The sequence below is a fragment of the Chitinophaga sedimenti genome (genome assembly GCF_023156195.1).
Lineage (GTDB): Bacteria > Bacteroidota > Bacteroidia > Chitinophagales > Chitinophagaceae > Chitinophaga > Chitinophaga sedimenti.
The window spans coordinates 2524868-2544422 of sequence record NZ_JAKUKA010000001.1 but is presented as its reverse complement, the minus strand read 5'-3'; the positions used below and the strand labels follow the sequence as shown (position 1 = coordinate 2544422).

General features: G+C 51.0%; 23 protein-coding genes and 2 pseudogenes. 4 read left to right on the top strand and 21 right to left on the bottom strand.

Annotation, left to right across the window (positions count from 1 at the left end):
• Nucleotides 1-22 precede the first annotated feature (22 nt).
• From MKQ70_RS14505 to MKQ70_RS14495, 3 genes are read right to left on the bottom strand one after another with little or no spacing between them, the layout of a single operon-like run.
• The gene (locus MKQ70_RS14505; RefSeq protein ID WP_248072192.1) at nt 23-1168 is read right to left on the bottom strand and encodes a translocation/assembly module TamB domain-containing protein; all 1146 of its coding nucleotides are present in this window, start codon (nt 1166-1168) and stop codon (nt 23-25) included.
• A 6-nt stretch (nt 1169-1174) separates the two neighbouring features.
• Nucleotides 1175-4369 (bottom strand): hypothetical protein, encoded by a 3195-nt coding sequence (locus MKQ70_RS14500; RefSeq protein WP_248072191.1) that lies wholly within the window; start codon nt 4367-4369, stop codon nt 1175-1177.
• Nucleotides 4370-4395: 26 nt separating this feature from the next.
• Nucleotides 4396-4803: a hypothetical protein gene (locus tag MKQ70_RS14495; protein ID WP_248072190.1), complete on the bottom strand. Its 408-nt coding sequence runs from the start codon at nt 4801-4803 to the stop codon at nt 4396-4398.
• A 257-nt stretch (nt 4804-5060) separates the two neighbouring features.
• Here MKQ70_RS14495 and MKQ70_RS14490 point away from each other — a divergent pair, with 257 nt between their 5' ends.
• Complete coding sequence (locus MKQ70_RS14490) at nt 5061-6071, top strand: isoaspartyl peptidase/L-asparaginase family protein (RefSeq protein WP_248072189.1); 1011 nt, start codon at nt 5061-5063, stop codon at nt 6069-6071.
• A gap of 1 nt (nt 6072) precedes the next feature.
• Here MKQ70_RS14490 and MKQ70_RS14485 read toward each other — a convergent pair whose 3' ends face one another.
• The 9 genes and pseudogenes from MKQ70_RS14485 to MKQ70_RS43770 form a co-directional block, all read right to left on the bottom strand.
• A complete protein-coding gene (locus MKQ70_RS14485) occupies nt 6073-6672 on the bottom strand; it encodes a TraB/GumN family protein (RefSeq protein WP_248081377.1) in 600 nt (199 codons plus the stop codon).
• A gap of 37 nt (nt 6673-6709) precedes the next feature.
• Nucleotides 6710-6913, bottom strand: a complete 204-nt coding sequence (locus tag MKQ70_RS14480) for a hypothetical protein (protein ID WP_248072188.1) — start codon at nt 6911-6913, stop codon at nt 6710-6712.
• Nucleotides 6914-6927: 14 nt separating this feature from the next.
• Nucleotides 6928-7089, bottom strand: coding sequence for a TraB/GumN family protein (locus MKQ70_RS42230; RefSeq protein WP_372489977.1), 162 nt, complete (start codon nt 7087-7089; stop codon nt 6928-6930).
• Entirely contained in the window at nt 7038-7781 is a 744-nt protein-coding gene (locus MKQ70_RS14475; protein WP_248072187.1) for a TraB/GumN family protein, read from the bottom strand. Before MKQ70_RS14475 ends, MKQ70_RS42230 begins: the two co-directional genes overlap by 52 nt.
• A gap of 10 nt (nt 7782-7791) precedes the next feature.
• On the bottom strand, nt 7792-8841 hold the full coding sequence (locus MKQ70_RS14470; protein WP_248072186.1) for a hypothetical protein: 1050 nt from the start codon (nt 8839-8841) through the stop codon (nt 7792-7794).
• A gap of 3 nt (nt 8842-8844) precedes the next feature.
• Complete coding sequence (locus MKQ70_RS14465) at nt 8845-9240, bottom strand: hypothetical protein (protein WP_248072185.1); 396 nt, start codon at nt 9238-9240, stop codon at nt 8845-8847.
• 20 nt (nt 9241-9260) lie between these two features.
• Nucleotides 9261-9786 (bottom strand): annotated as a pseudogene (locus tag MKQ70_RS41245) (DUF1572 family protein).
• An 83-nt stretch (nt 9787-9869) separates the two neighbouring features.
• A complete protein-coding gene (locus MKQ70_RS14455; protein ID WP_504908578.1) occupies nt 9870-10829 on the bottom strand; it encodes a gamma-glutamyltransferase family protein in 960 nt (319 codons plus the stop codon).
• A pseudogene (locus tag MKQ70_RS43770) lies at nt 10826-11322 on the bottom strand (gamma-glutamyltransferase). The gene MKQ70_RS14455 and the pseudogene MKQ70_RS43770 overlap by 4 nt, the downstream one beginning before the upstream one ends.
• Nucleotides 11323-11551: 229 nt before the next feature.
• Here MKQ70_RS43770 and MKQ70_RS14450 point away from each other — a divergent pair.
• The 3 genes from MKQ70_RS14450 to MKQ70_RS14440 are packed head-to-tail and all read left to right on the top strand — an operon-like array spanning nt 11552 to nt 14083.
• Entirely contained in the window at nt 11552-12856 is a 1305-nt protein-coding gene (locus MKQ70_RS14450; protein ID WP_248072184.1) for a M14 family metallopeptidase, read from the top strand.
• Entirely contained in the window at nt 12853-13734 is an 882-nt protein-coding gene (locus MKQ70_RS14445) for a type 1 glutamine amidotransferase family protein (RefSeq protein WP_248072183.1), read from the top strand. Before MKQ70_RS14450 ends, MKQ70_RS14445 begins: the two co-directional genes overlap by 4 nt.
• Nucleotide 13735: 1 nt before the next feature.
• Nucleotides 13736-14083, top strand: coding sequence for a hypothetical protein (locus MKQ70_RS14440; protein WP_248072182.1), 348 nt, complete (start codon nt 13736-13738; stop codon nt 14081-14083).
• A 59-nt stretch (nt 14084-14142) separates the two neighbouring features.
• Here the strand turns inward: MKQ70_RS14440 and MKQ70_RS14435 are convergent, their stop codons facing one another.
• The 9 genes from MKQ70_RS14435 to MKQ70_RS43765 form a co-directional block, all read right to left on the bottom strand.
• Complete coding sequence (locus MKQ70_RS14435; protein ID WP_248072181.1) at nt 14143-14745, bottom strand: redoxin domain-containing protein; 603 nt, start codon at nt 14743-14745, stop codon at nt 14143-14145.
• Nucleotides 14746-14831: 86 nt separating this feature from the next.
• Complete coding sequence (locus tag MKQ70_RS14430; RefSeq protein ID WP_248072180.1) at nt 14832-15821, bottom strand: YihY/virulence factor BrkB family protein; 990 nt, start codon at nt 15819-15821, stop codon at nt 14832-14834.
• 26 nt (nt 15822-15847) lie between these two features.
• Nucleotides 15848-16417: an endolytic transglycosylase MltG gene (gene mltG / locus MKQ70_RS38455; protein ID WP_282457309.1), complete on the bottom strand. Its 570-nt coding sequence runs from the start codon at nt 16415-16417 to the stop codon at nt 15848-15850.
• 22 nt (nt 16418-16439) lie between these two features.
• A complete protein-coding gene (locus MKQ70_RS38450; protein ID WP_282456498.1) occupies nt 16440-16895 on the bottom strand; it encodes an endolytic transglycosylase MltG in 456 nt (151 codons plus the stop codon).
• Nucleotides 16896-16976: 81 nt separating this feature from the next.
• Nucleotides 16977-17168 (bottom strand): hypothetical protein, encoded by a 192-nt coding sequence (locus MKQ70_RS14420; protein ID WP_248072179.1) that lies wholly within the window; start codon nt 17166-17168, stop codon nt 16977-16979.
• A complete protein-coding gene (gene secG / locus MKQ70_RS14415; protein ID WP_248072178.1) occupies nt 17165-17347 on the bottom strand; it encodes a preprotein translocase subunit SecG in 183 nt (60 codons plus the stop codon). Before secG ends, MKQ70_RS14420 begins: the two co-directional genes overlap by 4 nt.
• Before the next feature lie 15 nt (nt 17348-17362).
• Nucleotides 17363-18955: a hypothetical protein gene (locus MKQ70_RS14410; RefSeq protein ID WP_248072177.1), complete on the bottom strand. Its 1593-nt coding sequence runs from the start codon at nt 18953-18955 to the stop codon at nt 17363-17365.
• A gap of 140 nt (nt 18956-19095) precedes the next feature.
• Entirely contained in the window at nt 19096-19263 is a 168-nt protein-coding gene (locus tag MKQ70_RS14405; protein WP_248072176.1) for a hypothetical protein, read from the bottom strand.
• Entirely contained in the window at nt 19224-19496 is a 273-nt protein-coding gene (locus MKQ70_RS43765) for a DUF8458 domain-containing protein (RefSeq protein WP_504908569.1), read from the bottom strand. The genes MKQ70_RS14405 and MKQ70_RS43765 overlap by 40 nt, the downstream gene beginning before the upstream one ends.
• Nucleotides 19497-19555 lie beyond the last annotated feature (59 nt).

Below are 19555 nucleotides of genomic sequence, written 5' to 3'. Positions count from 1 at the left end.
CTCGCCGTTTGGCGGGCCTTTATTATTGCTGCTGCTTCAAAGAATCTTCCACCTCGCGTCTCATGGCTTCGCGTTTCCGAGTGCTGTCGGGCGCCGGCCTTCGCTGGCGTTGCACGGGATGGAATAACTCCCGCACCTTATTGAAATCGCGCACATAGGAAATACCCACACCACCGCGGTTGCGATTGCCCAGGGTATACACGTCGTAGTCACTGCGGGTAAAGGCATTCATGCGCACGCGGCCGTCTTCTGTAAGCAGGTATTCCACCCGGAAGTCGCCCGCCAGGTGCTCGCTGTAGGCGTTAGCGGATTGGCGGCCCCAGTCGTAGTTGCCACCCACGTACAGGCGGATGCGGTTGTTGAGCAGGTTTTTGGTAACGCCGGCGCTCACGAGGTTACGGTCGTACGAGCTTTCCTGCAAACCAAAGTTATAAGCGGTGTAGTTTACGTTAAACCCGATGCCGCTGTTCTTTAAAAAGGTATTGGAAGCATTGTTCAGAATCGCGGAGGCCTGCGCCGATAATGCCTGCCCGATGCTGTTTTTACCGGTGGTGGATACGGAAGCACTGCCTCCCAGGCCATCTTCTGACCAGAACTGGCCTGCCGCCAACAGGGCCGTTACCTGTAAAAGCGCTTTACTCTGGTCCTGGTTGATCTCTTTCAATTTGGCCGCCACCGCACTGCCGTAAGCAAGCGATCCCGCGTCCGGCAGTTCTATCGAGTAGTCGATTTGCGGCTGCATCAACGCGCCGCGAAGGTTAATGTTGATGTCCACACGTTCCTGCCGTGTTGCCAGCTGGTCGGTGGAGGTGGAAGGAGCCGAGCCCGCACCGGTACTGGTGTTGGCGCCACGGTCCACCAGGTTGTAAAGGCTCACTTTCGGGAGCGAATACTTAGCGGTGATGTTCATCTTCGCCTCGGTAGGATCGCCGTTCCAGGTAATCGTACTGTTCTTCTGAATATCAAACTTCCAGCGGGCCAGGCGCTGGAAAATAAAGTTATAAGTACCGCTGTTGATGATGTAGTTGCCGAACATCGTGAAATCCCCGTCCAGGTTCACATTCAGCTGCAGGTTGCCCGTACCGTTTGCGGAAATCTGGTCGCCGGTGGTGGCGTCCAGATCACGTCGATAGGCACATCCGGTGTAGCGTTGATGTCCGGCGCACATCCAGCTTTACGTTGCTTTTTTCTTTTTAACGGTTTCCGTTTTACCATATGTTTTAAAAGAGATGAAGTCGTACTTACCAATCGTTTTGCTGTCCGATATCGGCAGGTAAAAATGAGAGCCCAGCAGGGGGCGGGCCTGCACTTTTAGCTGGAGGTTATCTATCGGCCCGGTAAAATATACCCGCGCAGAAGCTAGGATGTCTCCATAATACAAATCGCTGTCTGCCGCAGTGGTATTGAGAAAGAGGAATTTAGGAGAGAAAATGTCAAACTCAAAGGCAAGATTTTTAAAGTTCTCGTGACTGATGAACCCGTTGGCCTGCGCGGTATTGCCGAATTTATCGATCATCTTGAAGGGGTCCATTTCAATAAATGCGTCGTCGATATTTTTCACGTTCAACGTGGGGATGCGGTAATAGGTGCCGAGGTAATTCACTTTTACACCAATGCTGTCTATCCGCATGTTCCCGGTGAATGATGGCTTGTCGGTCGTGCCGCTGATCGTAATGGTACCGTTGGCATAGCCTGTCAGGTCGCTCACATAATCACTCAGGTAGTGATTCAACAGCGCAATGGACGAATGATTGGCTACGATTTTTACATCCGTGTCTTTATTGTCTTTTGTCAACCCAACCATATTGCCCTGTACCAGGAAGTTCACGAGCGCATTTTCCGCCCTGATCTCAACGCCGCTCAGTCCTTGTTTGATGTCGTAATCGCCCTTAATGGTTACCACACCGATAGAATCATTGGCCACGCGCAGTTGTGTGGTCTTGATATCGGTGTTGATCGTCAGGTGATTAAATGGATCCATAACGGCAATGTTGCCGTTTGCTAGGCCCTCGATACGCGTAGTGGTCAGTTGCGGAGGAATCACATCCGCCAGGTTGATGTCGCGCAGCAGGATATCGAAACGGTTATCTTCCGGGTTAAATTCGTTGGTTTGGATGGTAACACTCTGGTTATTCCGGCTCACCCGCAGGTTGTGCACCGTTAAGAAGTCTTTGCTCCAATACACCTCGTTGCCCTGCTCCATCTGCCACTGCTTGTTATTTACTGTGAAGAAGCTGTTGAGGAAGTTTACTTTCACGCCTTCCCGCACCGTAATCACCCGGGCGTAAAAACCGTCGAGGGAAGTGGTGTCGTCCGCTTTCAGGTCCAGTTGAATGTAGGAGGTGTCATGGCTGGAATTGGCCAGTATCAAGGGATTATTGAATATTGTACTGTCTTTGTACAATACCTGCCCCAGGTGCGTACTCAGGTTGATCTTGTTAAAATCACCATTGCTTTTCAGTACAAGGTTGCGTACGCCATATACATCGTATTGCGCATAAGGCACGTTTGCGTTAAAGGTAAAGCTGCCTGATGCGGTATTCAGCGCACCATCCACGCGGGTCTGGTTCAGCCCGGAGATGTCATTATTAAAAGCGCGGATCAGTTTGTCCACTTCGCCAAACTGGAATGAGAAGCGGAAGTCCTGGCGTGTGTTGGCAATGGCCGGCGCCTTGAAATAACTGGGATAGTATTTATTCAGGAATAACTGAAATGCGTTCGGAAGTTCCATGAAGCTGTAGTTCCCCTGCACATAGCCGTCTACCTCGCTGCCGTTGATGCGGAGCGTTTTCAGATTATTTTCCATGCCGGTTTTCACGGTCAGTGAGTCAAATTCAACACGACTGTTGTTCTTATGCAGCGACACGTCATACAAACGGGCCATACCGTCGAAGTTATCGATATTGCTACCGGCGAAATTCAGGTTGGCTTTGGCTTGCAGGGTAATACTGTCCTTGGTCAGGTTCAGGGCTTTCAGGTCACTTTTTCTTATTTCTGAATTGAAATTGAAGATAGGCAGCTCGCTATTAAAGTCGATCGTACCCGCAAAGTCCATATCCAGGTTGGGATCCGCTGCATTCAGTGATCCATTGAAGAACTTGCGGTTCATTTCGCCTTTGGTCTTAAGGTTCCGGTACAGGTAGTTGTTCAGTCCTATGCTCTGGATGTTCGCATCCACAGCCGCTTTAAGTGTTTTAAAGTTGAAACCGGCTCCATTCACCTTGGCGTCCATTGTCACCGTACTCACCATATTGTTGTCCAGCAGTTGTCCCAGGTCAAAGTTGTCTGCTACAAGATTACCGGAATATACCGGCACATCGCCGCTGGTTTTAAAGTTGATATCCGTGTTGAGGTTGCCCAGGTTGGTCTGGAACTTACCGTAGGCCACGAAGTTGTTTACCAGTCCGCTGAACGATCCCCGGAACTGCAGCTGCGTAATCCGGTCGGTGCGCACGGCATCGTCCACGGTTTTCAGTACCGGAATAAACTGGCGGAGGTCCGCGCCGGTGGTCGATAATTCTTTCGCTTCAAAGTCAATGAACGTTTCATCGATGTTTGGCAAGCCGCGCATCTGGAAGTTCCCGCTCAACCGGGTGGCCTTTCCGGCCTGTAAGGTCAGGCTGTCGGCCCGCAGGTTGCTGACCGGACCACGGGCGCTGCCACTGAAGCGGATCTCCGTTTTCCAATCCTTCAACACCGGCGCAAAATAGGCGATGTCGTCGGAGGATAAATGGCTGTTTTTAAACCGGGCGCGCATGGTTACCAGGTCCACGAAATCGCTCATGTCGCTCAGGTCCGTGTATTCCATGCTGAAATAGTCGCCCAGTTCACTGTGCGGTGTGCGCAGGTCAAGATGAGCAAACTCCATCTGCGTGGGCGACATTTTAAAGCGGCAGTTCAGCTGGGTTACCTCAAAGCCGCTTCGCTCGCGGGTACGCAGCTTCAGGTCGGAGAAAATGCTATCGTCTTTGAACTGGGTATTGTTAAGGCTCAGGTGAATTTTTTCAAAGCGGATGTGCCCGGGGTCAAAATAGCGCGCATCGGAAGGGGCCAGGGTGTCGGTGCGACGGTTATCAACGCCAAACGTACCGTTTTCTATCGTCAGCGAACGCACGAGCACATTCCATTTGTCGGGATTCCATTGCAGTTCCGGAATGACCGTGCCCGTATCTTCCGGCGCCTTTACCGCATCGGGCAGGGGGACCATACGTTTGGGCCGCGAGGCCGGGTAACTTGATATCACGAACGAAGGTTCGTCCAGCACGAGCGATTGTATCCAGATGTCTTTCGTCTTCAGGTCCAGCTTCTGCGCGTCCAGCAGGATGCGGTTCGCCCACAGGTACATGTCTTCGCCCCGCCACCGGTCCACGAAGTTGAATTTTACCCGCTGAAGGTCTATATTTTTGAGGTCGATGGAAAAACTGGACTGGCTCTTTTTAGCAGGGGAGGCGGACGGGCCGGCGAATGCCTGGGCGATGAACTGGTAGTTCCAGTGCTGTCGCCCTTGTGGCGAACGAGGTTGATCGTAGCGTCTTCGAGGCCCACGAATTTGAGCACCGGCGTCTCTTTAAAGAAAAACCAATCGGTGATCCTTACCTGCAGGGCGCCTGCGTATAACAGCGTATCCTTGTGCTGGTCCTCGATGTACGTGCCCTCCATCCGCATGCTGTTGAACAGCCGGAGGTTCACGCGTTTGATTTCCACACGCGTGTGCAGCCGGGCCGACAGGCGTTTGGTTACCTGTTTTACCAGCATGTTTTGTACGGCGGGAATATTGATCAGGATACTAATAAGCAGTATCAAGCCCAGCAAACTTAGCAGGACAATGGATAATATTTTGCGGACTTTTCTCAGTGCTGTTATTTTACTTTACCGGGCAAAAATAACTATAAGCAATTTGTCTGCCAATTGGTGGCGCCGTTGTTTCGGCGTAAATGGAAAATAAATCTGCAAAAGCGGGGAATAGCGGGTGGAAAATAAAGGATGCTTACTTTTATGGCAAATCCGGGTTATATGATGAAATATCTTTTTCATGGCTGCTTTTTTTTCTTTTTCGGGGAATGACGTTACAGGCTGCCCCGGCAGACTCCCTGTCCGCCACGCCTAAATATGTGCTGGTTATCCATGGCGGAGCCGGTACCATCCTGAAAAGCCAGATGACGCCGGAAAGAGAAAAGGCCTATATCGCCGCCCTGGAACAGTCACTCCGTGCAGGTTACGCGGTGCTATCAAGAGGTGGTACCAGCCTGGATGCCGTGGAGGCCGCGGTGCGGGTGATGGAAGACTCCCCATTGTTCAATGCGGGCAAAGGCGCCGTATTTACTAATGAAGGCAAAAATGAGCTGGATGCGGCGATCATGAATGGCAAAACCCTGGAAGCGGGCGCAGTGGCTGGTGTTACGACAATCCGCAATCCAGTTGCCGCCGCCAGGGCTGTAATGGAGAAATCGCAGCACGTGATGATGATGGGCGCCGGCGCGGAGAAGTTCGCCCAACAGGCTGGACTTCAAATCGTAGATCCATCCTATTTTTATACCGAAGATCGCTGGCGTGGCCTGCAACGGGCAAAGGCACAGGATTCGCTGAAGGCGCAGCTCGATCATACAGACACCAGCAAGGCCGCTGCCCGGCTGGGAATCGGGAATCATGATTATAAATTCGGCACCGTTGGGGCAGTGGCGTTAGATAAAGCGGGAAACCTCGCTGCCGCTACCTCTACCGGGGGCATGACCAATAAAAAATTCGGCCGCGTGGGCGATGCGCCGATCATCGGCGCGGGCACCTACGCAAACAACGCGACCTGCGCTATATCCTGCACCGGCTGGGGCGAGTATTTCATCCGCCTCAGTGTGGCCAAAACCGTAAGTGACCTGATGGAATACCGTTCCCTGCCCGTTACTACAGCGGCGGACGAATTGATCATGAAAAAGGTACCGGCGCTCGGTGGCGATGGCGGGCTTATTGCGCTCGACAAAAATGGCAATATGGCCTGGCCGTTCAACACCGCTGGTATGTACCGCGGTTGCATTACCGCTGAGGGTAAGGTAGAAGTAAAGATTTACAAAGAATAGCCTACCGCACGGCGGTTACCGTAAACCCTTCTTTGCGCAGCAGGGTGATGAGCCCCTCGTCGCCTGGCAGTTGCAGGGCGCCTACACAAAAAAACGATTGCTCCAGCGTGACGGCGGCTTTGATAACCGGGATCCACCTTCTGTTACGGTTGCCAAGCATGGCCTGTTCACTTCCGCCTACTTCCTTGTTTTGCAGATGGGCGTTATACATGCCCATGATATCCTGCTTTTTGTACAGGTCCATTTGTTCTTCGCGCTGCCGCTTAATGCGGTCGGTTTCATAAATAATGTCCATGATCAGCCGGGAATAAGTGGTGGCCGGCACTAACATCTGTGCGTTTACCGCGTCGGTCGGCGTTTCCAGGTTACCGGTGGGCAGTCCCTGCTGAGCGGCCAGTCCCTCGATGATATCGGTATAGTTCGTATTGTCTTTGCAATAAGTAATCATGTTGCGCAGCGCGTAGAATGTGAAAGCGGGTGTGGCGTTGTGCAGCTTTTCAATGTCGAACCGCAGACGGCGGGCCACAAATGTGCGCAGGATCGAATACTCCTGGGCCGAAAAATAATTGGCCAGTGAATCGCCGGCTGGCAGGCCGGTCAGGCGATTGTAGGTAGAGTCTGGCTGTGCGTCCGGCAGCTCAAAATATACCTTTTTTGAGGGCGGCCAGCGCGGATTCTATTATCGGAGACAGCTTTACGTTCGTTTCGCATACGATGTTGCTGGCGAACAGGTACGATGGTTTATTGGCGTCTTTGCCGGTGACCTTCCACAACAGCGCTTCCTGCGCCCACATGAGCTGCACGGGGGCGAGCAGCGCTATCAACATAACTATCTTCTTCATGATCTTGATTTATATTATTGAACAGGCGTTACCTTATACCCCGCAGCCTTCAACTGCGCCAGCACACCTTTCGGACCGGCAAGATGCAATGCACCCACCGCGAAGAAAACGCTCTTTTTACCAATTATTTGCTGGATCGCCGGTACCCAGTTGCTGTTGCGTTTATCGAGCAACACCGGTCGTACCCGTCGAGGTCTTTATTTTTCTCCATCAGTTTGTACAGTCCGTTGAGGTTTTGCTGTTTATACAATTTCAGCATTTCCTGAAATTCCAGGTTTGTTTCCTTCGTTTCCCGCACCGAGCGCATAATCATTTTCACCCCGTCTTTTTCGCTGATCGCATCTACCGCAGCCATTTGCTGGTCGGGCGTTTCCAGTCCCTTTATTTCTTTGTGCTGCGCTTTGGCCATCTTGACAAAATCTTCTTCGTAGGAAAGCAGCGTTTTACATTTGAAGTTGTTTTTCGCCATCATCGCCATCACCACAAAAGGCTTAAACCCATTGAGAACAGAGAGGTCCATGTTCAGGCTGTCTTTAAAGAACCTGTTTAGTTCCGCATAGTCTTTGGGAGGAAATATTTTGTCGAGTGTTTTACCCTCGGGCAACTGGCTGAGCTGTCCCACGCGAATCAGCATGAAGGGATCGTCCATATCCAGTTCCAGGTAAACGGTATCTGCTTTTTGCACGGCTGTTTTTACCGCGGGCGGCATAAAATAATCAGACTTGCACATCATGTGCATTGTGCCGAAAATATACGATGGCTGCTGCATGCCTTTACCGCTCACCTTCCATAACAGCGACTGCTGGGCGGATGCGGCGGGTATGAAACCGAAGAGAGAAAGGAGGCAGGGTAGAAGCTTTTTTAACATCGTTTGTCTTTTAATGGGTATAGTATTGTTGCAGGAGGCCGGCCAGTTTCTCCACGTCTTCCCGCAAATGGAGGGCCGATATGACCGCGCGGTTCAGGCGCGGACTGTCCGGAAAGGGATACCGGAAAGAAGATATCAGCACTTCATGGAGCAGCAGGTGATCATATACTTCCTGCGCACCTTTCAGCACAAACATCGGTAAGGCGGAGAATTGCTCCACCTCCCGCAGATCAGTTGTCAGTTCCCGGAAGTGCAAAATGTTCTGTTCCAGCTTCCGTTGCGCCACGGCCACCGCATTCTGCGAATGTATAAATGCGTAAGCAGGCGCCGGCATCATCGGCGTGCTGGCGGTAAAGGCGGGCATACGCTTCAATGCAGCAATATCGGCTGCCTTACCGGCGGTAACACCGCCTTCCACGCTAAAAGCCTTACCCGTGGAGGCACTGAGCAAATAATGTACATGCGGGTTTTGCGGAAGATGCGCAATGCTGCCCGCACCATCCGGTCCCGTGATACCAATACCGTGCGAGTCGTCGATGATTACCAGCGTTTTGCGGGTAACTTCCTGTAACGGACTAAAATCATTGATCGTAGCGGTAAGCGGGTTTACGCCATCGGCGGCTACTACATAAGTATGATCTTTTCCCAGGTTGATGCGCTGCACCGTATCGCGCAACCACTGTGCCCAATCGCCGCGCGGAACTTTAGCCCCCGGCAGTTGCAGGGCCGGATGCGTGTTGGGGGCATATAAAATTTCCCCTTTCGTGTAGCCATATTGGATAGCCGCCTGACCCGCCAGGTATCCCGAACTGAAACAGGCCGCCGCCTGTTGCCGCAGCAGCGTGCTGAAGGCATGTTCCACTTCTTCATACAAACTCAGGCGCAGGTTCGCAATCCGCGAGGAGGGAAACACGCTTCCATACAAGGCGAGGCCTTCTGCCACCTTTGCGGTAAAGTCCGGCGAAACGTGCATGCCCAGGTACGCAAAACCTGAAAAAAACAGGTGTTCGCGGTTGTCGGTCAATACTGTGCGGCCGGGTGTATGGTCGGTGAGGTGCATATATTATTCTTTGCGGGTATGCAGAATAAAATAGAAATCGCCGCTGGCCACTTTCATGTTAAAATGGTCCTCGTCCAGTTTCATGATCGTTACCCGGTGTTCCTGCTTGCGCGAGCCGTCGGGTGCCGTTACGGAAATCATTTTACCGTTGCTGAGCAGGCTGTAACGGCCCGTATCCGGCTTACCATCGATGGTGGCGATAAACATATTATCGTCCAGGAACTGGTAATAAGCATCGGCGTAATAACCATTTTTCAGGTCGATAGCCTGCGTTACCTGGGTATTGTTGTACGGATCGCCGGAAGGCACGGTAACATCGTATACGCGCCATTTTTTGTGCCGGAGCAACTTGTCGGTGCTGCTGCTGTTGCAGGCGAAAAGTCCCGTCAGCAGCAACATAAGAAGTAAAATTCGCCCGGTCATTTGTGATTCATTGCCTGGTTAAACTGTTGTGATTGTCCCACGGGAATCGACAGGCTCTGCCAGTTCTCCTGTAACATCATTTTGCCAAGGTACACGATTTGCCCCACATGATAGGGATAGTGGGCCAGCTGGCGGTTGATGGCATCTATCACGGTATGCGGTTCGCTGCGGAGTCACTATTTGAGCCAGGTCTTCGTCCGTGAGGCTCCGCAAAGTGTTCAGCAACACTTCCCAGCCCTTTTCCCATAATGCCAGTATTTCTTCGCGACTTGCCGTGCCTTCTGCAAACTCTTTATCCCGGTCGCGCCCGGGCTTTTCGCCATCGCTGGTGAGGAAGTCCTTAAAACGTGACTGCATATTGCCACTTACGTGTTTAATGATCACATAGATACTATTGGGATTTCCCGGCGGTTGCCAGTTTAACTGGCCTTCGCTGAGTTGCCCGAAGGTTTTTTCAGCCAGCGTTTTATACGTGAGAAAACGTTTGATCACGCTGTCGCGGTAAATTTGTCCGATAGTCATAACCTGTATATTTTAAAAGCCGGCAGCACTGTCGTCGCCGCGTTTATCGGCTACGGCAGTGATTTTTCCGTCTTTGATAAGGATTAATTCTGTTCTGCCGATGCCGCCGCGCGTTTCAATGGTATGTCCCATTTTTTCAGGCCGTTAGTGCTATCCGCAAAATCTCTTTCCACGTACACCATGTCGGGTTGCCACTGATGGTGAAACTTCGGCTGATTCACGGCATCGGTGGCACTCAGTCCAAAATCCAGTACGTTCACGATGGTCTGGAACATGGAAGTGATGATCGTGGAGCCGCCTGGCGTACCGGTTACCATTACCGGCCGGCCATTTTTTAGTACGATGGTGGGCGTCATGGAACTAAGCATGCGTTTATTCGGCGCAATGGCATTTGCTTCGGTGCCCAAAAGTCCGTACATGTTGGGCGCGCCGGGTTTTACAGAGAAGTCGTCCATTTCATTATTCAGGATGAAACCTGCGCCGCCAACCACCACCCGGCTGCCGTAACTGCCGTTCAGCGTAGTCGTTACGGCCACGGCATTGCCCTCGGCGTCGGTTACGCTGAGGTGCGTGGTTTCTTCGCTTTCTTTTATGTTACCCGCTTTAATCGCTGCACTGTTGGTAGCAAGTTGCGGATCGAAATCCTGCATGCGTTTGCGCAGATAATTTTTATCCGTGAGTTGTTTCACCGGCACTTTTACAAAGTCGGGATCACCCAGGAACTCGGCGCGATCGGCATATGCCCTTCGTTCTGCTTCCACCATCAGGTGTACGGCGGCCACGCTGTGAAAGCCGTAGCTGGCGAGGGGATAGGCTTCCGTCATACCCAGCAGCTGTTGCAATATAATACCGCCGCTGCTCGGCAGGGGCATCGTCAAAATGGTATGGTCCTTATAAAGAAAGCGTAGCGGTGTGCGTGTTTTAGCCTGGTATGTTTTTAAGTCGGTTTTGCTGATAATACCTTTGCCCCGTTGCATCTCGGCCACGATTTTCTCTGCCGTTTCGCCTTCATAAAAACCTTTGGCGCCCTTGTCGCGTATCAATCGCAGGGTGCGTGCGAGGTCGGGCTGTACAAGCGTGTCACCGGCTTTCCATTCGCCTTTTTTACGAAGGCGACCGGACGGGTATTCAGCCGGATAAATTCGTCTTGCAGGCGGTTCAGTGCCCGGGCTTCGCTCGCGGTAATCGGGAAGCCATTTTCGGCTAGGGTAATAGCTGGAGCGATAAGTTGCGCCATTTTGAGTTTACCATATGGCAGCGAGGCGAACAAACCTGCCACGGTGCCCGGCACGCCGCTGGCCAGGTGCCCGTCGAGACTCAGCTTCGTGATCGGATTGCCCTGTTGATCCAGATACATATCGCGGTGCGCTTTGGCTGGAGCTTTTTCGCGGTAGTCGATCGCCGGTCTTTCCCATTGGAAAGATGCGCCACTAGGAAGCCGCCGCCGCCGAGGTTGCCGGCGTTCGGATATACCACGGCCAGCGCCAGTTGAGTGGCTATGGCAGCATCCACCGCATTGCCGCCTTGTTGCAGCATGCTTAATCCCGCTTCGCTTGCCAGGGGATGCGCACTTACGACCGCCCCCGCGTAGCCTGAATTTCTTTTACGGAACGGTATTGCTGCGCCAGTGTGGGCAACGCAGGAACAATTACTAAAAAGGCAAATAAACGAAGGCGCATGAACGTGTTTTGTCTATTGGTTTCGAACTGAGACTGAAATTTACAAGTTAATGCGTTAAAATCTTGCTAAAAGCTTATTTTAGACTATGCTCAGACGAATATCCGCGTGTTTATTACTCCTTAGCTTTTTGTCCGGTCACGTCCAGGCGCAAACACCGCCTTCGCCCGAACAGTTTCTCGGTTACCCGCTGGGAAAGCGGTTTACACCGCATTATAAAGTGGTCGATTATTTTAAGCAGGTAGCGGCGGCTTCGTCGCAGGTGAAGCTGGAAGAGTATGGCAGCACGTACGAGGGGCGGCCCTTGTTGCTGGCTACCGTGGCTTCGCCGGAAAATGCCGGCCGACTGGAAGCCATCCGCAAAAACAACCTGCAACTGGCGGGCGTGGAACCGGGGAGTGGCAGTACGGCCATGCCGGCGGTGGTGTGGCTTAGCTACAATGTGCATGGCAACGAGGCCGTATCTACAGAGGCTGCCATGCAAACGCTGTATGAGCTGGTGAGGCCGGGTAATACGCAGTCGCAGGAATGGTTGCGCAATACGGTGGTGATCATTGATCCGTGTCTTAACCCGGATGGGCGCGATCGCTATGTAAATTTTTACAATGCCAATGCTAATAAGAAGCCTGACGTAAGCCGTTTTGCGCGTGAGCACAAGGAGCCCTGGCCCGGTGGCAGGGCCAATCACTATTATTTTGACCTGAACCGCGACTGGGCCTGGCAAACACAGGTTGAAACCCAGCAGCGCGTGGTAAAATACAACCAGTGGATGCCGCAGGTGCATGTGGATTTCCACGAACAGGGCATCGACGATCCTTATTACTTCGCGCCGGCGGCAGAGCCGTTTCATGATGTGATAACGCCTTGGCAGCGGGAGTTCCAGGTGAAGATCGGGAAAAATAACGCGAAGTACTTTGATGAAAAGGGCTGGCTTTATTTTACAAAAGAAGTATTCGACCTGTTTTATCCGAGTTACGGCGATACTTATCCTACTTATAACGGTGCGATTGGTATGACTTACGAGCAGGGCGGCAGTGGCCGCGCGGGACTGGCGGTACTGATGGAAACCGGCGATACGCTTACCTTGTCGGATCGCATCGCGCATCACTATACCACGGGCATGTCTACCATCGAAGTAACGGCCGCAAATGCACAGAAATTATTGGAGCAGTTCCAGCGGTACTTTACAGATGCTAAAACGAAGCCGGTCGGTGATTATCGTTCGTACGTGGTAAAGAGCGGCGGTAATCCTGAGAAACTTTCCGCCCTGGCGGAAATGTTGCGTCGCAATGATATTCGTTTCGGATACGGCGCGGGCATCGGCAAAGCAAATGGCTTCGACTACTTTACGGGAAAGACTTCCGAATTCAATATTGATAAAAATGACCGGTGATCGATGCGGCACAGCCGCGCGGTAATTTTATCCGTGTGCTGTTTGAGCCGCAATCACGTTTATCTGATTCGGTTACTTACGACATTACGGCCTGGGCGTTGCCTTATGTATATGGATTAACGTCCTATGGCGTTAAGCAGGCATTGTCGCCCGCGGCCCGGCAGCCACCAGGGCTTAATGCCGTCACACCGCCCGCAGGCGCGGCCTATGCATATCTCGCAACCTGGAATAGCGTATCCGACGTAAAATTCCTGGCGGCACTGCTGCAAAAGGATGTGCGGGTGCGGTATTCGCAGGAATCGTTTACGGTGAACGGAAAAGTATATCCGGCCGGCACGCTGGTGATCACGCGTTCGGATAACCGCGAACGCAACAGCGCCTTTGATGGTATCGTGACGCAACTTGCATCAACCTATAAAATACTACTCGATAAAGTGCCTACAGGTTTTGTGGAAAAGGGGGCCGATTTCGGCTCCAGCAAAATGCGTTTTATCCGCAAACCTACTGTGGCCGTGCTTGCAGGGGATGAGGTATCATCGCTCGGTATGGGAGAGATCTGGCATTTCTTTGAACAGCAGATCGATTACCCGGTCACCGTTATTCCGTCTGAAGGCTTTAATGTGGCCGATCTGAAAGATGTGGACGTGTTGATTTTACCCGATGGCAGCTATCCGTTTCTTGCCGCAAAAGAAAGCGCCGAACGCCTGCGTAATTGGGTGACGGCTGGTGGTAAGATCGTGGCGCTCGAAGGGGCGGTGAGCCAGATCGCCGCGGCAGAATGGGGTATCAAACTAAAAAAAAGAAGAGAAAAAGGACGAAGACGAAACAAAGAAGAATATTTACGAGCCACTGAAACGCTACCAGGACCGCGAACGTGATATGGTGCGGCAATTCATTCCAGGCGCTATTTATAAAGTAGAACTGGATAAATCGCATCCGCTGGCCTTTGGGTACCCTGATTTTTACTACACGCTCAAACAAAACGACCAGGTGTATGAATTTATCACCGATGGTGGCTGGAATGTAGGCGTGATCCGTAAAAATAATTACCTGAGCGGCTTTGTGGGCGCGGAAACTAAAGCGAAATTAAAAGATGGTTTACTGTTAGGTGTGAAAGATATCGGACGCGGACAAATCGTTTTTATGAGTGAAGATCCGCTGTTCCGCAGCTTCTGGGAAAACGGGAAACTCTTATTTAGCAACGCCATTTTCCTCACTGGTCAATAAAAGAAAAATCCCTGCGCAATGAAGACGCAGGGATTTTAGTTTTAAACCAATTTACAATTTTACATTTTTCGTTTGATGGCGCAACCCACAGATGCTGTGTTGTTGCTGGATACTGATTTGCCTGAAAGCATCGCATCCATGGCCAGTTTCAGGAATTGCTCCTTTACTTCGGCCGGGTTGCCAGGGTGATCGTCGATGGCGCCTTTGTAAAACAACTGGTTGTTTTTGCCAAATAGATAACATTCTGGTGTGCGGTCTGCGGCAAACGCATCAGCGATTTCCGAATTCTTATCCAGTACGTAGTACCATTTATATTGCTGTTTTCCTGCATAATCTTTCATAGCATCGAAAGAGTCGCCGGAGGTACGTAGTGCTTCGTTGGAATTGATCAGGATCACACCAATGTTGTTTTTTTGAGCGTAGGCGCAGATGGCGTTCGTGCGTTCCTGGTTGCGTTTAACGTAAGGGCAGGTGTTGCAGGAAAACATGACCAGTAAACCGTTTGCGCCTTTTGCGTCGTTCATGGAAATTTCTTTACCGCTGATGTCCTTCATCTTCAGGTCGCCTTTAGGCAGCGGGGCGCCGATCTCCAGCATATCCGCCGAGCGGAATGCCAGAGCGCTGACGACCAGCAGCATTAGCAAAAAGGAGAACTTTTTCATAGTGTACAGTTTATAGCGTGTGAATATGAAAATAAGGAAATAAATCGTGATTTGGCACTTGCGTTGGTCATAGTGTTACTTTCTTATCAAGACAGTCCCTGAATTTTTTCCTTTGTCTCCTGCCGGCGTTCGTTGGCCATTTCTTTTAAGGTGCGGATGCTCGTATTTAGTTCAAAACCAATCAACAGGATAAAAGAGTTCAGGTACATCCATATCATAATTACCAGAATTGTGCCAATTGACCCATAGATCTGGTTGTACCGTCCGAAGTTGGTCACGAAGTAAGAAAAGGCGAGGGTGAGTAAAATCATTACAATGGTCGCAAAAGTAGCGCCGGCGGTCACAAACTTCCATTTTTTAGTGGTAGATGGCGCGAAACGGTAGATCATAGCGATCATGGAGAAGAACAACAGCACAATTAAGCCCCAGCGCGCCGCATCGATCAAAAAGCGGGTGAAAGAGTCTTTAATACCGAGATATTGCAGTAAGAAGGTAAATAGTTTACCCTGGGAGATAATAAGTACGAGGGTGATGAGCAGCAACAGCACCAACAGGGAGGTGAGCTTTAATGCGGTTAAACGCGCCTGCCACCATTTGCGTTTTTTGAAGCCGGGCAGCATTTTGTCGAACGAACGCATGATGCCCATGATGCCATTCGATGAGGTGAAGAAACCCACGATAAATGCGATGGACAGCAACCCTGTACGTTGCGTGTACAGGAAGTCGTAAATGAGGTCGTGTACCACGATATAACTCTGGTAGTCAGGTGTTACGCTCCGCGCCAGGTCATATAAGGTGGATTCCACGCTCGTTACCGACACTACCGGTATACGCATGAAGATGAATGGCACCAGCGTAAAGAGGAAAATCAGGAACGGCGGCAGCGCCAGGAGGAAACTGAAAGAAATCGCCTGGGCCCTGTCGGTCAGACTGCGGTTGCGGACTTCTTTCAGAAAGAACATAACCACGTCATACAACGGCGTACCCTCAAACCCCGGCAAAACGAGTGTTTTGCTGCGTTGAATAAGGCTATTTACCGGTTTCCACCGTAATACGAGCGTTTTTAAATTGGTCATATCCGACAAAAATAGCGGATTATGGCTTACAATCCCAGCTCATTCATCCTCTTTTGATACTTGCGTGCGTTTACAAGATGTTCGGCGTACGTGGCTGCAAAAGCATGATAACCGGGCTTGTCGAGGCGTGCGCAGAAGTAAATGTAATCCGTTTGTTGCATGTTCAGCACGGCATCGATGGATTTTACCGACGGTGTGCAAATCGGGCCGGGAGGAAGGCCTTTGTATTGATAGGTGTTATAAGGCGAATCAAACTGCGTGTGTCCGTGACGGATACGACGCAGGCCAAAGTCCTGCAATGCAAATTTTACGGTTGGATCAGCCTGCAGCAGCATGCCTTTTTGCAGGCGGTTATAATATACACTGGCGATGGTAGGCTTCTCGTCGGTGGCGTTCGTTTCTTCATCCACGATGGAGGCGAGGGTGACCACTTGCGCGGCTGTCAGGTTTAATGCTTTTGCTTTTTCGCGACGCGCTGGTGTCCAGAAGTCTTTGTACGCATCGGCCAGCTTTTCGAAGGCTTTGGTGGCGGAAGTATTCCAGTAAAACTCGTAAGTATCCGGCATTACTGCGGCCATAGCGGTATTGGGGTTCAGGTTGAACTGGCGAAGATATACTTCATCGTTCAGCAGCGCGCGCAGGGCGGTGGAGTCGGCTTCCGGTTTTTGAGACCAGTCGCACGAAATCGTTTTGCGTGCGGAGCTTTTTGATGATGAGTTTAACGGGGGCTTGTCGTCCGGAGCGCAGCATTCGCACCAGTTCAAAATTGCTCATCCCACGGCTGACCTTGTAGCGGCCCGGTTTTACACGCGTTGGATAACCGAGGCGCTGTGCTACCCAATCGAACCCTCCGCGGCTGCGGACGATTTCCTGTTCTTCGAGGCCATCGAGTACGTTTTTGTAGGTGCTGCCGGTGCGCACATAGAAGTATTTATCGTCGCCAAATGCTTTAGTGTTGGGACCAAAGAAACGGTAGCCGAAAAATACGAGCAGGCCGGCCAACAGGCATACTGCTATGACGATGGAGCGTCTGATCCAGGGTGAGCGTTGTTTTTTGTCTTGTTTCTTAGCCATAAACCTTGGGGGATGTTACGCAAAAAAACCTCGCACTTAACGGCGAGGTCTTTTAATTTCTTATAGTGAAATCTTACTTTATTATTTGCCGGAATCCGGAGTTGCAGCGGGAGCCTGATTAGTAGCAGGAGCCGGAGCAGGTGTGCCGAAAGGTTGACCAGCAGGAGCAGCCGCGCCAGCTTTACCTTCATTTCTTTCGAGCGCAGAACCGGGAGTTTGTGAAGCACCGGTACCGATAAACATAGAAGAAGTGAGGCATAATACAGCGATCACTGCTGCGAGAATCCAGTACCTTTTTCGAGCACATCGGTAGTCTGACGTACGCCGATAACCTGGTTGCCGAAACCGCCAAAAGAGCCGGACAGGCCGCCGCCTTTAGGATTTTGGATCAGTACGAAGAAACCTAACAGCACACAGGCGAGTACGATCAATATACCAAAGAAAATTAACATGTTAGTCGTTATTTATTATTTATTGTTGTCGGTTTGTAATTGTAAATCCTTGATCTTTTGCGCAAAATAAGCGTTTTTACCGGGATTAAGCAAACTTAATTTTTGGTAAATAGAAATCGCTTTCTGGTACTGGTGCTGGCGTACCCAGATTTCGGCCAGGGTTTCTGAAACGATGTCGTCATTAAACGTAATGGACTCGATCGCCATTTTTTCCACGGCTTCGGATACTTCCGGTTCCTCGTCTTCGTACAGGCGGTGAAGTTGCTGGTGGTACCAGTCTCTCTGTGATTTAGACGAAAAACTGTCTTTCATCTGGCGCAGCCAGTCTGTAAAGCTTTTCATTTCTGCTTCTCCTTTATCACTGATGTGATCAGCTCTTTCCGGTTCTTTGATGCGTTTATAAGCGAAATAGTCTTCGGTATACAGCGGCTGGAAGGTGAGGGTATCGGTTTCATCCGCCGATATTTCGAGCGGGAAGATCTTGATCGGACCTTCGTCTTCAGCCGCTACGATTTCGCTGAACTCTTCCGCTGCCGCAGCTTCCATCAACGCTTCCGTATTGCTGGTGTCTTCGATGGTTTCGCCGGGCTGGTCGAGGGTGGTATTGTAGATGGCTGTTTCCGGGAGCGATTCGGTTTCGCTGTCTACAATGTTATTGAATTTTTCCGCTGCTGCAGCTTCTATTAATGCTTCGGTATTGCTCGTGTCTTCGATAGTTTCACCCGGCTCGTCGAGCGTGGTATTGTAGAAGGCAGGAGGTGTTTCGGACAGTGGTTCTTCGTGGAAGAATGGTGCTTCGTTAATTTCCGCCTGTGTACTGATAGCTTCCGCTGCTTCTACAGTCGCTACTGCATTTTCTTCTGCGTCTGCTAAAGTATTAAATTGTTCAATCGCTGCTACTTCTACAGCTTCTGCGGCTTCTATAGTTGCTATTGCATTTTCTTCTGCTTCTGCTAAGGTATTGAATTGCTCAATAGCTGCTACTTCGACAGCTTCCGCCGCTTCCACAGTGGCCAGTGCATTTTCTTCCGCTTCTGCTAAGGTGTTGAATTGCTCAATGGCTTCTATTTCGACAGCTTCCGCCGCTTCCACAGTGGCCAGCGCATTTTCTTCCGCTTCTGCGAGGGTGTTGAATTGGTCAATGGCTTCTATTTCGACAGCTTCCGCCGCTTCTACAGTCGCCAGTGCATTTTCTTCTGCTTCTGCGAGGGTGTTGAATTGTTCAATGGCTTCTATTTCGACAGCTTCTGCCGCTTCCACAGTGGCCAGCGCATTTTCTTCCGCTTCTGCTAAGGTGTTGAATTGCTCAACGGCTTCTATTTCGACAGCTTCTGCCGCTTCCACAGTCGCCAGTGCATTTTCTTCTGCCTCTGCTAAAGTATTAAATTGTTCGATGGCTTCTGTTTCGACAGCTTCCGCCGCTTCCACAGTCGCCAGTGCATTTTCTTCCGCTTCTGCGAGCGTATTGAATTTATCAGCCGCATCTTCCTCAATGGCAGTCGCGGAGGCAATAGTAGCCAGTGCATTGTCTTCCATTTCGGCGAGGTCGGTGATAACGGCAACGGGCGGTTGTTCTTCTATCAACTGCTCGTAACGCGCAGCCGCCATATTCTCAGTATCGTTCTCGATATTGCTGCTGTCGGCGATCGTTTCGCCGGGTTCGTCAATAACGGTATTATAAATATCGTTTTCGGCTCCTTCTGTTGACGCGCCATAATATGCAGCCTGGTATTGGGCAGACTGGTCCTCTACATCCGCCTCCGTGTAAACGATAGGCTCAGCAGGGGAGGCGTCTCTGTTAAGGTAGGTGTTGAATTCAATCCATAATATTGACTTGCCAGCTGTACCGCGTCCCTGTCTTCCTGTACGGTTTCTTCTACGGCCGTAGCAGGAGTAGTAGCGGCGGCTCCCGACATATCATTTTCCCGGAGGAACTGGTGCAGATGATGAGGCGTGCCACTATACAGCTGCGCGTTTTCATCGTGGCGTCTGCCATATTATGTTCTGCCGCAAATTTCTTCTGCGCGAGCAAGAGCCTTGCCGCGGCAAAATAGGGATACTGGGCAACCAACCTTTCAAGTTCTGCCTGGTCGACGTGTTGAAGGTCCGGTTGGTGGAAAATATGGTTTATGATCCTGTTTGCGGTCATAGGTCTAAAATATGAAAATAAAGCTTACCAGTTTGCAAATGCCCTATTGAAAATGTCGT